This window comes from Stieleria neptunia (assembly GCF_007754155.1).
Lineage (GTDB): Bacteria > Planctomycetota > Planctomycetia > Pirellulales > Pirellulaceae > Stieleria > Stieleria neptunia.
The window spans coordinates 2,813,401-2,827,935 of record NZ_CP037423.1; the positions used below are offsets into that span (position 1 = coordinate 2,813,401).

18 protein-coding genes are annotated in these 14,535 nt (G+C 55.3%); 11 read left to right on the forward strand and 7 right to left on the reverse strand.

The window, feature by feature from the left end; all coding sequences use genetic code 11:
- The first annotated feature begins 131 nt into the window (after positions 1–131).
- Positions 132–797 carry an RNA polymerase sigma factor gene (locus Enr13x_RS09870; protein WP_145385905.1) on the forward strand — a complete coding sequence of 222 codons (666 nt, stop codon included), beginning with the start codon at positions 132–134 and terminating at the stop codon, positions 795–797.
- A 5-nt stretch (positions 798–802) separates the two neighbouring features.
- Entirely contained in the window at positions 803–1,693 is an 891-nt protein-coding gene (locus Enr13x_RS09875; protein WP_145385906.1) for a hypothetical protein, read from the forward strand.
- Positions 1,694–1,773: 80 nt separating this feature from the next.
- Here Enr13x_RS09875 and Enr13x_RS09880 read toward each other — a convergent pair whose 3' ends face one another.
- The 3 genes from Enr13x_RS09880 to Enr13x_RS09890 all read right to left on the reverse strand — a co-directional run bounded on the left by Enr13x_RS09880 (position 1,774) and on the right by Enr13x_RS09890 (position 3,851).
- Positions 1,774–2,070, reverse strand: a complete 297-nt coding sequence (locus Enr13x_RS09880; RefSeq protein WP_145385907.1) for a DUF1330 domain-containing protein — start codon at positions 2,068–2,070, stop codon at positions 1,774–1,776.
- Positions 2,071–2,121: 51 nt separating this feature from the next.
- On the reverse strand, positions 2,122–2,877 hold the full coding sequence (locus Enr13x_RS09885; protein ID WP_145385908.1) for an SDR family NAD(P)-dependent oxidoreductase: 756 nt from the start codon (positions 2,875–2,877) through the stop codon (positions 2,122–2,124).
- An 89-nt stretch (positions 2,878–2,966) separates the two neighbouring features.
- Positions 2,967–3,851 carry an RNA polymerase sigma factor gene (locus Enr13x_RS09890; RefSeq protein WP_145385909.1) on the reverse strand — a complete coding sequence of 295 codons (885 nt, stop codon included), beginning with the start codon at positions 3,849–3,851 and terminating at the stop codon, positions 2,967–2,969.
- A 128-nt stretch (positions 3,852–3,979) separates the two neighbouring features.
- On the opposite strand from Enr13x_RS09890, the gene Enr13x_RS09895 reads away from it, so the two are divergent.
- Positions 3,980–4,447 carry an Rrf2 family transcriptional regulator gene (locus tag Enr13x_RS09895; RefSeq protein ID WP_145385910.1) on the forward strand — a complete coding sequence of 156 codons (468 nt, stop codon included), beginning with the start codon at positions 3,980–3,982 and terminating at the stop codon, positions 4,445–4,447.
- Between the two features lie 100 nt (positions 4,448–4,547).
- A complete protein-coding gene (locus Enr13x_RS09900; protein ID WP_231744185.1) occupies positions 4,548–5,132 on the forward strand; it encodes a class I SAM-dependent methyltransferase in 585 nt (194 codons plus the stop codon).
- A 99-nt stretch (positions 5,133–5,231) separates the two neighbouring features.
- Here Enr13x_RS09900 and Enr13x_RS39350 read toward each other — a convergent pair whose 3' ends face one another.
- From Enr13x_RS39350 to Enr13x_RS09915, 3 genes are read right to left on the reverse strand one after another with little or no spacing between them, the layout of a single operon-like run.
- Positions 5,232–5,357 (reverse strand): hypothetical protein, encoded by a 126-nt coding sequence (locus Enr13x_RS39350; protein WP_261344172.1) that lies wholly within the window; start codon positions 5,355–5,357, stop codon positions 5,232–5,234.
- Positions 5,358–5,391: 34 nt separating this feature from the next.
- Positions 5,392–5,691 (reverse strand): helix-hairpin-helix domain-containing protein, encoded by a 300-nt coding sequence (locus tag Enr13x_RS09910; RefSeq protein WP_197455909.1) that lies wholly within the window; start codon positions 5,689–5,691, stop codon positions 5,392–5,394.
- A 31-nt stretch (positions 5,692–5,722) separates the two neighbouring features.
- On the reverse strand, positions 5,723–5,890 hold the full coding sequence (locus tag Enr13x_RS09915; RefSeq protein ID WP_145385912.1) for an SRPBCC domain-containing protein: 168 nt from the start codon (positions 5,888–5,890) through the stop codon (positions 5,723–5,725).
- A 511-nt stretch (positions 5,891–6,401) separates the two neighbouring features.
- Here Enr13x_RS09915 and Enr13x_RS09925 point away from each other — a divergent pair.
- The gene (locus Enr13x_RS09925) at positions 6,402–7,322 is read left to right on the forward strand and encodes an ISAzo13 family transposase (RefSeq protein WP_231743739.1); all 921 of its coding nucleotides are present in this window, start codon (positions 6,402–6,404) and stop codon (positions 7,320–7,322) included.
- Positions 7,322–7,675 (forward strand): NAD-dependent epimerase/dehydratase family protein, encoded by a 354-nt coding sequence (locus tag Enr13x_RS39715; protein WP_390621101.1) that lies wholly within the window; start codon positions 7,322–7,324, stop codon positions 7,673–7,675. The genes Enr13x_RS09925 and Enr13x_RS39715 overlap by 1 nt, the downstream gene beginning before the upstream one ends.
- A 1,033-nt stretch (positions 7,676–8,708) precedes the next feature.
- On the opposite strand, the gene Enr13x_RS09935 is transcribed toward Enr13x_RS39715, so the two are convergent.
- On the reverse strand, positions 8,709–9,164 hold the full coding sequence (locus Enr13x_RS09935; RefSeq protein WP_145385913.1) for a hypothetical protein: 456 nt from the start codon (positions 9,162–9,164) through the stop codon (positions 8,709–8,711).
- Positions 9,165–9,538: 374 nt separating this feature from the next.
- Between Enr13x_RS09935 and Enr13x_RS09940 the strand changes: the two genes are divergently transcribed.
- The 5 genes from Enr13x_RS09940 (at position 9,539) to Enr13x_RS09960 (ending at position 14,534) form a co-directional block, all read left to right on the forward strand.
- Positions 9,539–10,453, forward strand: coding sequence for an alpha/beta fold hydrolase (locus Enr13x_RS09940; RefSeq protein WP_231744397.1), 915 nt, complete (start codon positions 9,539–9,541; stop codon positions 10,451–10,453).
- Between the two features lie 197 nt (positions 10,454–10,650).
- Complete coding sequence (locus tag Enr13x_RS09945) at positions 10,651–11,454, forward strand: hypothetical protein (protein WP_145385915.1); 804 nt, start codon at positions 10,651–10,653, stop codon at positions 11,452–11,454.
- Positions 11,455–11,456: 2 nt separating this feature from the next.
- Positions 11,457–12,341, forward strand: a complete 885-nt coding sequence (locus Enr13x_RS09950) for a hypothetical protein (RefSeq protein ID WP_145385916.1) — start codon at positions 11,457–11,459, stop codon at positions 12,339–12,341.
- Between the two features lie 153 nt (positions 12,342–12,494).
- Positions 12,495–13,547: an AAA family ATPase gene (locus Enr13x_RS09955; RefSeq protein ID WP_197455911.1), complete on the forward strand. Its 1,053-nt coding sequence runs from the start codon at positions 12,495–12,497 to the stop codon at positions 13,545–13,547.
- 96 nt (positions 13,548–13,643) lie between these two features.
- On the forward strand, positions 13,644–14,534 hold the full coding sequence (locus tag Enr13x_RS09960; protein ID WP_145385917.1) for a DUF58 domain-containing protein: 891 nt from the start codon (positions 13,644–13,646) through the stop codon (positions 14,532–14,534).
- Position 14,535 lies beyond the last annotated feature (1 nt).

Below are 14,535 nucleotides of genomic sequence, written 5' to 3' on the forward strand. Positions count from 1 at the left end.
TTCTCGTTGATCGTGCCGGTCGCCTTAGCGTATCTCGGGGCGATCAACCTCGGCGCAATGTCGGCGATGTTGACGGGCTCATTTATCACCGTGTGTGGCGCGCTTTGGGCCGTGGCAAGGTTCACACAGCGATGCTATTCCTAGCGGTTGTGGTCAACGCCAATCGGTTTTACCATAGTGAAGACTGGTTTGTGGTCCAGCAAACGTCGTTAGAGCAACTCGCCCCGCAACCAAATGTGATTGAGCAGTTGAGTGGAAAGGAATCGCCGGAAACTCTAGTCTCCCGATGCAGGAAGGGTGATCGACGTGCGTTCGATCGTCTTCAGCAAGTCAGTGACGCCCAGCTCAGAAGGTACCTTGAGAAAAAGTCGGGGGCTCGCGGGTCGGTCGACATCGATGATGTCATGCAGGAAACGTGGATCAAGGTCCTGAACAACCTCAACGCGTTCACTCACGGATCGTTCATGGCTTGGCTGTACACCGTCGCATGGAGGACGTTCTTGGATGCCCAGAAGAAGCGTCGTCCGGTCCAGGTCAGTGACGATACTCTCTTTGAACACTACCTCCGCGTCGATCTGCCGAAGCACAGCGATGGTGCGGCACTGGACGCACTCGAATCTTGCGTCAACAGCTTGGATGCCGGCAAGGTTCAGTTCGTCAAACTGCTGCTCGCCGGCATGAAAGCCGACGCGATCGCCATCAAACTTGGATTGACGAATCAACAAATCTACAAGCGTAAGCACACTCTCAAAGCGGAATTGTTTGACTGTATTATGCGTCGCCTGAATTCCGAGTAAGCCTTATGCCACTGCGTCTACAATCACTTCCCGAACAGACGGATGACTGGCCGGATTGGCTCGAACGGCAAATCGTCGGTACCGATCTATCCGATTTGATTCACGAGTTGAGTGTGTTCGGCGCGGCGAAGGAAGCTGTTGCACCGGTCCCCGCCTCATTGGCAGACGTGTTCGGGCCGGCCTACGAAGATGTCTTACGCGACGGTCTATCACAGGCGTCGCCGGATCAGATTCAGATTCTGATCGAACGCCCCCGGTTGCTTCTCGTCCTTCAAGAAGAAGCGCTCGTCGGTGGCAGCCAATACTGGATCGACCGCTGCCAGGCCGCCCACGAAGACTTAGAGTTTGAATTTGACGAGACGGGATCGGATGCGGTTCAGCCCGGGTCTGCCACCGTAGCGACCGGTGACGAATCAACCGAACCGAATCGGAGGACCCGGATTTCTCGTACCGCCTTGGTACTGCTTTCGCTGGCTGCGGTGCTGTTCGTTGCGGTGATGCTGTTCCTGCGTCCTTCGGCTCAAGATGCCGAGTGGGGGTTTCACGATGACAGTGTTTTTGTCGCCGGCTCTCCGGACGACTACTTTCGGTCGCTCGCCGGCGCGGCAAACGAGTGGTTCGATGAGCGGCCACAAACTGCAGAGGAACTCATGGCCCGTTTGGCCGAGTTCAGTAGCGGTTGTCAACGCGTCATCGACATGGAGCACGACAATCTGACCGATCTGCAATGGCAATGGCTCGTCAACCGCTGTGAACTTTGGAAAGACCAGATCGACACCCTGAACCGTCGGCTTGCCGCAGACTCGACACGGTTTGCACAAACCCTGTCCCAAGCGGATCAGACGATCGAGCGGATCGTTGAAGCACTGAAGGATCAGGCCGAATCGGTCGGCTAGCAGGATCGCCCCTCTGACACGCGGCATCATCGACGGTGTGGACAAGGCGGAGTCGCCTCAAATCTCTGTAGGGCTTTTGTCTAAACGGGGCGAACTCCTTCCACGATGAGGCCGCGGTAGACTGCGCCACGGAAACGATGCTGAGCGGCTTCTTGGTAGGCAGGGCTGTCGTACCATTTGCGAGCCTCCTCCACAGTCGGAAACTCTGCGATGACGACGCCTTCAACGTCTGGTCCCTCCAACGTTACATGGGTACCATACGCGGCCAGAGGCTTCACCGGATGCCCCTCCATTGCGGCAGGTGCTTTCTGCCAATAAGTCTCCAACTCTGACGTGTCGAGCGTCTTTTCGCGGATGAACACGATGTAGGCGGACATGGACTCTCCTTTGCTGATTGAAATTGATGGGGGATAGGTTTTCGCTGCCGTTTATCGCAGACCGCCGGATGCCAGGATCGCTTCGCCTGTTAGCCAGCCTGCATCATCGGACGCGAGGAAGGCAACGACTTTGGCGATGTCCGGTGGTGTTCCGATGCGACCGAGCGGGGTCATGGCTACCAGTTGCTGTTCGAAGTCACTGCCCGTGCCATATAACCCGGCCGATTTCGTCCCTTCGCTTAGCGTCGCACCAGGATTGACCGAGTTGACTCGGATGCCACGAGGGGCCAGTTCTTTCGCGAGCACTCTGGTGATCGCATCGAGTGCACTTTTGCTCGCGGCGTAGATCGAATAGCCGGGCGGGCACATTTTCGATGCACCGGAACCGATGTTGATGACGCTGCCGCCGTCTGGTCCGAAGCGATGGAGCGATTTCTGAATCACCATCAACGGGCCGAGGACGTTTGTGTTGAACTCACGCTGGAATTCGCTTTCGGTGACCTCCTCAAGGTTCATTGGCAGATAGACGCCGGCGTTGTTCACCACGATATCGAGCGGCCCGCAGGCGTCGGTGACTTCTGCCAGCATTCGACATATGTCGTCGGAATTCGACACGTCACCCTGTATCGAAATTGCTTGCCCTCCGGATTCGTTGATCTCCCGAGTAACAGCATCCGCGCCGGTTTTGTCCCGGTGAAAGTTGACGGCGACGACCGCGCCTGCGGCGGCCAGTTCTTTGGCGATGGCGGCCCCGATCCCTTTCGAACCACCGGTCACCACAGCGACCCGGTTCTGCAGTTTCAGCATGATTTGCGTCCTCAAAACCAGAAAGAAGTTGTCTCTCAATGGCATAGACGCGCCGCGTTAACGACTGTGACAGTCCCTCGAAAAAGTTTTCAACCCAAGTCCAGCGTCTTGCGAACTTCAGGCAGATCGAGAATTCGCCGCAGCCATCGGGCTTGCTCTGCAGGCTCCAGAAACGGGTGATCGCGGTAGATCGCGGCGAAGGATCGATCGGCGACATCGTCGATCTCGCGAGCCATCCCCTGCGCGATGTCGCCAATCCGCTGAAGGTGGCTCGTCGCAAAAAGCAGGTTGTTGGGGTCCACGTGTCCCGCGTCGATGAAGCCTTTGGTCTTTTTGACACACCGACAGGGATTGCTTGCGTTGACCAGACCGCATTGCTGATTCATGAACTGGTGCAGGTCACGGCGTGCGCGGGAGAGACACTGCCGGAAGTTGGCGGTCGTCATTTCCATGACTTCGCTGCCGACGGTGTCGCTCACGCCGATGATTTCGCCCAGCGTGAAGATCAATCGCTGTCGTCGGTCAAGGCAAAGCAGCATTCCTGTCGTGCAGGCGACTTTGGTTTCTTCGACCAACAGCGGCACTTCCACCGGCACACTTTGGGGATCGGGTGGATCTAGGTCCGCAGTGCCGTTGATGGCGTCCGCGTACGTTGAGAACGTCAAAGTCGCCTTCTCGCCGCCGCGGCGTTTCATGCTGAGAACGTGGTTCACTGTGATGCGGTAGAGCCATGTGCGAAATTGGCTGTCGCCACGAAACGTGCTGAGTCGAGTGACGACTTTGATCAGCACTTCCTGCGTGACCTCCTCCGCGTCCTGAGGCTCAAAGACAATGCGGACGGCGATGTTGTAGATCCATGCCTGATGCCGCAAAATCAGTTTTTCCAGCGCCGAACGATCACCGTTGTTGGCTCGGCAAACCAACTCGGCGTCTTCCGAATCATCGGCAGAAGCTTCTGTGAAAGGATTGTGCATGGAGGTCCGCATCTGAAGCTGGATAGGGTTATTCTACGTGAAGGCAGCTCGTACATCCCACTTGGACGCAACCCAGTTCTACCCGGTTGGGCTTGACAAAGAATATGTTACGCAACAACATAGGTTACATGAAACGAGATAGCAAGCTTTCCGGTGTGCTGCACATCTTGCTGCACATGGCGGAGTTGGAAGCGCCGGTCACTTCCGAGGATCTGTCGAAAATGATGGACACCAGTCCAGTTGTGGTGCGTCGGTTGATGGCAGGGCTGCGCGAGCAGGGCTACGTGCGTAGCGAGAAGGGGCATGGTGGCGGTTGGACTGTGGCTTGCAACCTTGCCAAAGTCACTCTACTGGACATCTACAAAGCAGTCGGGAGTCCGTCACTGTTGGCGATCGGCAATCGCACCGAATCGCCTGGTTGCCTGGTGGAGCAATCCGTGAACGCGGCACTGGGCAGGGCATTTGATGAAGCCGAGCAACGACTGCTGCGGCGACTGGGCGAAGTGACACTCGCTTCGCTGAGCGCCGATTGTCACAAACGACTTAAAGCCAAAGGGATCTCATTTGAGGCGAAACGGAATGCACATGGCATCTAGTCAAGAATTGCAGAACGCGGCGTTTCACGATCCCAAAGCGGTCGCCCAGTACTGCGACTCGCCGCGCCGTGCAGTGCCTGGATTCGCGGACATGCAGCGAATGGCAACGCTATTGCTCACCGAACGTGTCGGCAGTAACGGCCGTATTCTCGTTGTCGGAGCTGGCGGCGGACTGGAGCTAAAAGTCTTTGCAGGCGCCAAACCGAGCTGGACGTTTGATGGCGTCGATCCTTCTCCAGCCATGTTGGAACTTGCCAGGCAAATCCTTGGTCCGCATGTCTCGCGAGTCGCACTTCACGAGGGCAAAGTCGACGTCGCACCGGAAGGGCCGTTTGACGCAGCGACTTGCCTTTTGACCATGCACTTTGCCGACCTTGATGAGCGCAAACAAATGCTGGCTGCCATTCGTGGGCGACTTAAACCAAACGCCCCGTTTATCACACTCCAATTGAGTTTTTCCCAAGCAGACGGCGCTCGAGAACAGTGGCTTGCTCGCTACGCAGCTTATGTGGTGAGTTCCGGTGTCGATCCGCAAAACGCATCGCAGGCAAGTGAGGCAATCGCCTCGCATCTCACGATTCTCGATCCACAGCAAGACGAGGTGCTGTTGCGAGAAGCGGGGTTTTCCGACGTGAGTTTGTTCTATGCCGGGTTGGCTTTTCGAGGGTGGGTGTCCTATGCGTGATGAAGAGGAACGAGAGATGGGGCGACGAGAGTTGATGGCTGCCGTCAGTACGTCATCGGTGGCGCATCTCTCGGCGCACCCCAAGTCGCAACCGCCGTCTCAGACGGCTCGGTGGCAGCGATCATGGTGAATAAATCGTTTCTTAAGGAAGGCGAGTGCCTCATAAAACGTCATCGATGCTTTGAGGTCTGCAACCGGCAAGTTCACGAAAATCATCTTTGACATTTTGCTTCTCTGTGAGTGTTTCTTGTTGAATGCTTCAGTTCCGTTCCGATGGGTTGCGAAAATCGAGGCCATTTGCCAGTAATCCAGCATGAAGCGTATTCACAGCTTTCGGTCCCATCCCATGCAGTTCGGACAATTCGTCTTTCGTGACCGTGGTCAGTTGTTCCAAAGTTGTGAAACCGGCCGCTACCAAAGCGCGCAGCGCAGGGCGAGCAATGCCCGCCGGAAAGTTCGCTTTGATGGCGTCGGTTTGTGTATCGCTCGCCAGGCGCTTTTTTGGGTCGCTGGTAATCGGGCAGAGGCTTTCGTCGAGCGCTTTTTTGCGTTTGGGCATTGTTTAGGCTAGCTCCAGGGGCATCGGGAAATCAGCCGCCATCGGGGATATCCGCATCGACCAACCTGGCAAGCTGCAACAACGACTCCTGCCAGCCGAGATAACACATCTCCGCCGGGATCGCCGCAGGAAGTCCTTCGTGCAGAATCTCGATCTCGGTGCCGCAGCCTACGGTTCTCAAAGTAATGGTCTTGGTCATGTCTGGTGAAGATGCAAAGTTTCACTTCGCCACCATTATCGCGCACGATGCCCTTCGTTGATCAGACCTCGAAAAAACTGCTAAAAAACATCTCAAGCGATGCACACCAAAATTTTGCTTAGGACCGCCGGAACAATTAGTGTCGCGGGTTTTCGCTGGATGGGGTAGACTTTCCGCGTCTCAATCCACCAGCGAGGGTGCCAAGGATGGCGTTTGTATTCGAAAATCAGCTTGACGATCTGGCTGCCAAGCGAGCAGTCGATTTTTATTCAACCTTGTCCGAAAAGGATCGCCGTCGGTTCGCGGCTGTCGAGGCACAGCGTCTCGGGCGAGGAGGTGTACCGTACATCAGTCAATTACTGGGCTGCTCGACTCGCACCATCGAACGAGGTATCGCTGAGCTCGATCAACTCTCCAATGATCCGGCGAAAGGTAGGATACGGCGGCCAGGTGCTGGACGAAAAAAAAGATCGAAACCGATCCCGACCTCGAAGACAATCTGAACGAACTATTGAGCGTTCGTGTTGGAGGCGATCCTGATGAGCCCGACGTGGTTTACACAAACCTGGCCTCCACTGAAATGGCTGAGAAGGCGGCCGAGGCCGGCACCCCTGTGAGCGACAAGACGGTCTCCGCTTGGCTGAATAGCTTGAAGATCGGTTTTCGAAAAATGATCAAAACTATTTCCGGTGGCTTGTCAGCGGATCGCGAGCAGCAGTTTGATCTCATCGCAGGACATGTGGAGAGCTATCAGGCTGCCGGCAATCCGGTCTTTTCGATCGACACAAAAAGCAAAGAATTCCTGGGCCGTCTTTACCGGGCCGGTCGCATTCGCACCACAGAGCCCATTGAAGCGTTCGACCACGACTTTCCGAGTTGGGCTGATGGCGTTGTGATTCCTCACGGAATCTACGACATCGGACGAAATGCTGGGCACGTCAACATTGGACTCTCTCACGAGACGAGTCGCTTCGCGACCGATAGCCTCAAATGGTACTGGAACCGGATAGGGAAACGTTGTTATCCGGATACCAATTCCATTTTGCTATTGTGCGATTGCGGCGGTAGCAACTCAGCTTCAAAATACATCTTCAAGCACTACCTTCAAAAGTTGGTCGACACGATCGGCATCGAAATTCGGGTAGCCCACTATCCAAGCTACTGTTCAAAATACAATCCGATTGAACGCCGTTTTTTTCCGCATCTTGGACGTGCTTGCTCCGGGATGCTTTTCGATAAGTTGGAAACAGTTGTCAAGTTGATGCGGAACACATCGACTCGGACCGGCCTTCGCACTACGGTCAACGTCTTGCGAGGGTTGTACGAGACGGGTGAGAACGCGACCGCAACAATGAAAGCAGCTCTGCGTACAGTTTTTGACGAACAAATACCGAGATGGAACTATCGATTCTCGCCAATTAACCGACACTAATTGTTCCGGCGGTCCTTACCGGGTCGTCAGGCTGGCTCGGCCGGTTCTTGGCGCCAAGGTTGCGACGCGATGGGCACGAGGTCGTAGGGCTCGATGTAGTGGATGGGAAAGACACGACAGTGGTGGGCAGCGTCTTCGACCGTTCGTTGATCGATAGGATTTTCACAGACAATGACATAACAACGGTAGTTCACTGTGGTGCGCTGCATAAGCCTGACATAGCTCGCTATTCTGCGAGGGCCTTTGTTGATGTCAACGTAGGCATGAGCGGATTCTTCGGATCCCCATTTCATGCGTTCGGGACAAGCCAGCGAGCCGACGACGCGAAAGCATGCCGGGCAAAACGCGTTTAATGAACTTCGAGAGAAACATAGTGGTAGTCCAGTCTATGTTTCCAATATCTTTCGAAGCAGCAGTTTCAATGGTCCAGTCTACGTAAACTGCAATTCGGCGAAAGCGCCTGTGAGCTGCACGTAAGGATCGGTCAGCACGTGCTATTTCTTTGCAGTTCCAATACCAAGTGAACGAGGGATCTCAAGGTTTTGCTTGAAGAACTCGGTATTCAGCTCGTTCGTTCTTGATCGTATGGATTCAGCCTGTGTCTGAACGCGAGCACCTGACTCGCGCGCGGACCGAATGTAGGTCTGGATTAAGTCTTCGAATAGTTGATCAGCCGGCGTGCCCCCGAGCGGAACCATGTTCCACGTTCTTAGCCATCCAGCGAGTTCGGCTACGCGACGAATATGGTCGGGCGGCTGTTCAGTGGGAGACTGATTTCGGGACGGTGAGAAGTAGTTCTCGGGACTTCTGAGCGATTCGGGAATCTCCGTATAGAGTCTTGCGTCCGGTGGAACCAGAGGTGATCGTGAGCCGATGTAAATTAGCGATGACCAAAGCCGCGTAATACTCGGTGGGCTTAATTGAGCAGCACTGGGGTAAACCGAAAGCGAGGCAGCGGAGGAGTAATGAATGTTCCGATGGCGATTTAGTGTCCGCACTTGCTTTCGCAATGCGGCCATATGTTTCTTGTGTTCCTTCTGAGATTGAAGTATTTGCCTTTTGTAAAGCAACAGAGCGCCGGCTACGTGTTGCGCTTGGAACGACCTCCAAATCTCGGTGCGAGTTTGGGCCATTTTCAGGTTATAATCCGCAATCGCCTGTAGCATCTCCCGACGGATAGCCCAGAGTCTGACCAAATCGTCAACGTCTAACATTTGTTTTGCCCCGGTTTGTCCGAGCGAATTGATGGCTATCTTCCAGATAATACTCCTTCGCAATGCAGCCAGCAATCGCTTGTGTGAGTTTTCCACTCTTCGCGCTAAGGCTCCCGGGTGCCCCCTTTTGCCTTCCCCTAGTCGATGCGGCCATTCCGGCAGCGTTTGCACTTCAACTTGCCTGCCCCATTGCACGTCGTGCATTTCTTTTGCTTCGTGACGGTGCCGTAAATGTCTCCCGCCAGTTTGGTCCGGGCGACAACTTCACGGCTCTTGTAGCTTTGGGTGCCGCCGGTACAACAGACGAAGTCTTAATCGCATTGACGAGCGAGGCTGCAGCCTGATTCGCGCCGCGTTCTTTCAGCGACACGACTCCCAGATTGTTGTAGGCGGACGCGAGTGTGATTCGGTGGCGGTTGGGAAGCGATTGTTGTTGTTGTTTGATCCGTTCGATCGACTGTTGCAGGAGACGCTGTGCAAACGAGTTGTCATTTTCGCCTTCCGAGATTCCGGCCGCCGCCCAAATCCCTGCATACGGGCTTTCTGGAACCACTTTGTGGATTTCAAGGAGCAGCCGACTGACAGCTCCCGGACGCTCATAGATGCCCTGGAGGTGTTGACGGATCATGCGAAACTGCTTGGCGTGTTGTCGATTGAACCACAACTCAGATGCTGATATTGTGATTGAGGTGTTAAGCGGTAGAGCGGTACCGAGATCGGCGCTGGGCGTCCCGCGATCTTGAGGACAACGGTTGTGTTGACCATTTCGACGAGATCAAAGTCCCAGGCAAATACTGAAATTCGCCTTCGACTGGCCATCCCGCATTCAGCCCGAAAAAAATAGGACTGGTTTCGAGATTATGCTACGATCGCGACTGACGGAATAAGTTGTGGGACCGGGCACGGATCGTGGATTGGTTTTGTACACAGACGAAGTTGCAGATGATCAACGACACGAGCAGGTCATTCAATCCATCGGTCACGCGACGTGGTTTGATCGCCATGGCGGCTGCCGCGTCGACGATAGGGTCAGACGATGCTTTTGGACAAAATCCGCATGATACGACATGTCGGCTTGCCGATGGCCGAAGCCTCGGGTACCGAATCTATGGTTCATTAACGGATTTTCCGGTTCTCTATTTCCACGGAACACCGGGCTCACGTTTGGAGGCGACGCTGCTTGCTCCGTTTTGTCATGCCAACGGAGTCTGCCTCATCGCTGTCGACCGCCCGGGGATGGGAAGGTCCACTTTTTCGCACGGGCATAGCCATACGAGTTGGCCCAGCGATGTTGTTCGGTTGATCGACCAGCTTGAGCAATCGACATCTTTCGATCGATTCGGCATTCTGGCGATGTCTGGCGGGACATCGTTCGCGCTCGCCTGTGCCGCAATGTTGCCGGAGCGGATTTCTGCGACCGCAATTGTTTCGCCACGCACGCCCGGTGCGCCGGGGGTGCCCAAGGGCGTGCTGGACAATGCACTGCAGCAGGCGGCGACGTATCCGCGGTTGGCAGAAGGTGTCTTGCGACGCCAGTTACGACGAAGCCGACGAAATCCGAATGTGATGCCGTCGCAATTCAAGAAATTTTCCGCGGTGGATCGCAATTATATCCGGCGCAACGGGACCGTGCTTCGTCAGGCGGTCGCCGAAGCATCTCGCTGTGGTACGCAAGGCATCGTCCACGATATGGCGTTGATACGTTGGCCATGGCGAATCTGTCTCGCTCGCATCGGCATTCCCGTAGGGCTGTGGATCGGAAGCTGCGACTACTCCGCTCTGCCCGAGACGCTGCGTTTTCTGCAGCGGAACATTCCCGACAGTCGGGCAACAACGGTGCTTGGGGAGGGCCATTTCTCGATCATCGACCAAGCAGTTGCTCCCGCGGCGATTTGGCTGAAATCAAATTCGGTGTGAACGTGACGTTTAATGACTAGAGAACAGCGACGTGATCGATCTGGCAAGCATGGATATTGATCGTATCGCTGACTTAACCCTCATTCGGAAGCGCGACCTGCTTGCAAGGCTCCTCCAAGAGTCATGGCCGCAGATTGAAAATGGATCCGTCGTCTTAGAATCCTCAGTGGTATCCGGTGGAAGCTCTGTTGAATCGAATGCCGTTGAAGAGTAACTCTCGTCTTGCGAATGTGATCCTTGTCGCGATTGCAATCTCTGCTGTCGTGAGCTTGTCGCGTCTAGGCCTAGCGTATGCGCAGGTCCAGCGACTTCGCCTGCGACTTGTCGACCTGGAACGGCAGGATTCGATTCAAAAACGAACCAACGCTGCTCTCCGGGATCAGTATCAGTCCATTGGACGGATCCGCGAAAAAGCACAGGAGAAGTTCGCGGACCTGCAACTCAAATACGGAGGGTTGGTTGATCGAGGCGGTTCGGTCGTTTCGTTTCGCAGTGTTCCAAGCATCCAAATCGAAGAAGAATCACCACCGATCATCTTTCGTGTCATCGTGCCAGATGACCGTGCCGTGTGGCTCCGTTACGGCGTTTTCCCCAGCGACAAGGACAGCGTTAAAAACCCACACGCGTTCCGATCAACAGTGGGATTACCCACCGGAACTGCGTTTCGACATGAAGGGATTTTTCAGTACCGACTACCAAAAGGCCCACACCTCATCTCGATTCGATGCGAAATCGGAGTGAACGTCCCGATCGAAGTTTCGCTTGACGATCGACGCATTTTGTCAACGTGTTACGAGAGCGGATTCTACACGTATTTCGGTCGTGACCAGGCACATCAGCATGAGCAAGGAGACAGAGAAGTCGGACAAAGATTACCGTGGCTATTTTCGTGCGAGATGTATCCACAGACGACTTCAGAAAAGTCTTTCGAGCCTGCACCGCATGCGTGCTCCATCTGGCTCAGTGAAGATAGAATCGACGTCCCTTCATTTCCGCGTTAACCTTGCAAACCAAAAAGATTGAGTCAGTGTCGTCGACTTCGCTTGTGAGAAAACGTGTGCCTGTTGGACTCGTCATTTCGTTTTCCGTCCTTGCAGCGGTGACGGCTTGGGCACTCATTCGCGATCGCCCACTGCAAGTTGAAATTGAAAAGTTAACTGGGCGCGTCAATGAACTTGATCCCAGGGACATCCAACTGTCGCAAGCATACATGAACTCGTATTACGACCAGCGATATATCTTCTCTGTCATGCGGTCTTGTCGTGATGCGAACGATATTCCTCGATTCGCATGTTCCCGCATCGTTGTTCAGAAAAAGGGGAGGGATGGTTCGCTGTTTTATGTGCCGCAGGGAAATCACAAGCTGTTGGTGAGGGCCAATTGGCAGAAACGAGAGAAGGGCACGAGAGCCATTGACGTTTTGCATACGGAGTATCCCGAAGCGCCCAATCAAACGTGGACCATCAAGTTGCAGGGCGATAGCGGCTATTATTGCCACTGGTTGAGCGACGACGATCCAGGCACAATTGGTTGGCGTCTGACATCAAACAACGAAACATTTGAAGCCGTCTCGCACGATCTTCCACTCCTTGACTTTGCAGAATCCGACGTTAGCTGGACCAACGGTGGCACAGAGATGCGATTTCCCAATGCGTTGATGGATGACGACCGTTCCGATCGTCCCTCTGCTTCAGTGAGTTTGGGTCACTGGGATCGAATTGGCAAAAACGACAACGAAACTTGGCATGTGCGGTTTGCGGCTGAACTTGTTTCTGACACACCTGCGGTGATTTGCGCAAAAAGCACGGAATGGTATGAAGGAACGAATGAAAGGAAGGTCATTGGAGAATACGTCGGAGACGGGCGATTCCTATTTCTTTCGCAATGAAGACATGGTGTACTCGTGCGGGGACGGGAAGGGTGAAGACACGGACGAAATTGGAGAACTCGCGAATTTTGGGCCCCCTCGATCAGCCGGAATGTATTAACATCGTTTCGGTTTTCCGAGAACGGCTCGATGGTGACAAGGTTGGAAGAACGAATGACCGATTCAGCGACGCATGAGACGTCCAAACGCCGAAATGAGATGAATTTTGATGAAACGCACGCCTTCATCGATCGCATTCGCAGCCGGATCGCCGAGGTGGTGGTCGGCCAAGAGGTCGTGGTGGAACGGCTTTTGATCGCGTTGTTTACCGGTGGGCATGTGTTGTTGCAGGGTGTGCCGGGCTTGGCCAAGACGCTGCTCGTGTCCGCGATGGCGAAAAGTGTCCACCTGGAGTTTAGCCGGATTCAGTTCACCGTCGACTTGTTGCCGTCGGATATCGTCGGAAGTGAAATTCTAGACCAAAAGTCCAATGACTTTCGGGTTCACCAAGGTCCGATCTTCACGAACCTGTTGCTCGCCGATGAAATCAACCGTGCCGCACCGAAGGTTCAAAGCGCCTTGTTGGAAGCGATGCAGGAACACAAGGTGACGATCGGTAACGAAACGTTCGCCCTGCCGGCTCCGTTTCTGGTCATCGCGACTCAAAACCCGGTGGAACAATCCGGAACGTTTGAATTGCCCGAAGCACAGTTGGACCGATTCATGCTGTGCCATCGATTGACGTACCCGACGCCGGAAGAGGAGCGCGAAGTGTTGATGAGGAACGCGCGGCTGGGGATTCGGCGTGAAGGATCCGGTGCGGTCGCGCGAACGGAATTCGATGTTTTGGAACACAGCCCGGTCGGAACCGGTGGTGACTTGATCGCCGCGATGGAAGCCGTTCAGGATATCCATGTCAGCGAAACGTTCGCCGATCACGTGGTCGAGATCGTCAATCAAACCCGGCAGGATGATCGGTTGGATTTCGGTTGCAGCCCGCGGGCGGGAATCGCTTTGATCAAGTCGGCCCGCGCCCGCGCGTTGATTCAAGGTCGACATTACGTTGTGCCGGATGACTTGTTCGCGCTCGCCGAAGACGTGATGTTGCACCGGATCCGTTTGAATTACGAAGCGTTGGCGGACGGGCTGACCGGAACTGACGTGCTGCAGCAAATCATGGCCGGTGTCGGCCGCAAGGTGGCCGGTCGCAACGGCCAAACCGTCTAGCTGCGATCCGGCTGAGCGCCCGATCGGGCTGAAGTGCTGCCCAATCCGCCGCGGTGAGACCCGCCGCCCATCACAGGTTTCGAGAGGCAAATCCGAATGACTCCAGCGAGTCACCCCCAATCGAACAACACCGGCACGCTCGGCGCGGTCGAGCCGTTGGACGCGCGGAAGTTCATGATTGCCGTCAAGCGGTTGGCCGACTCTTTGAGCTACGGCACAGACCGTTCGCCGTTTTTGGGCTCGGGATTGGAGTTCGCCCAGTCGCGCATTTACGAACCCGGCGATCCGGTCAAGCTGATCGATTGGCGGGTCACCGCGCGAACGGGCAAGTTATTCGTCAAAGAGTACGAGACGCCCAAGCGGATGCCGGTGTATCTGGTGGTCGACACGTCGGCCTCGATGGTCATCTCCAGTTATCGCAAGAGCAAATACGAAATTGCCGTTCAGGTCGCCGGGGCGCTGGCGCTGGCATGTCTGGACCGAATCAGCCCCGTCGGGATCTTGGGCGCAGGGAGCAAGGCGTTGCATGTCCCGCCGTCGCTCTCGAAGGATCGTGTGATGCAATGGCTCCACATGCTCAGAACGTATCGTCACGACGAGTCGACGGAGCTGGGAAAGCGTCTGGTCGAACTCGGGCCGAGTTTGCCCAATCGTGTGATGTTGATCGTGATCAGTGACCTGCACGATCCGTCGTCGCTGCCGATCATCAAACGGCTCGGTCAACGACACGATTGCTGTGTCTTGCAAATGCGTGATCCGGCCGAAGAACAGCTGCGTCGGACCGGCTTCTATCGCGGACGCGAAGCGGAGAGCGGTCGCGTCTTTATCGGCCACGGCCGCTCCCGGTTGCTCGATCCGACGGCCGCAAAAGAGGCGCTTCGCCGCGCCGGCGTCGACCATCTGTTGTTGGAGACGGATCAGCCGATCGCGATCCGGTTACGGCAATTCTTTGCCGCACGCGGACTACTCGGGAAGGGAGCTCGATGAA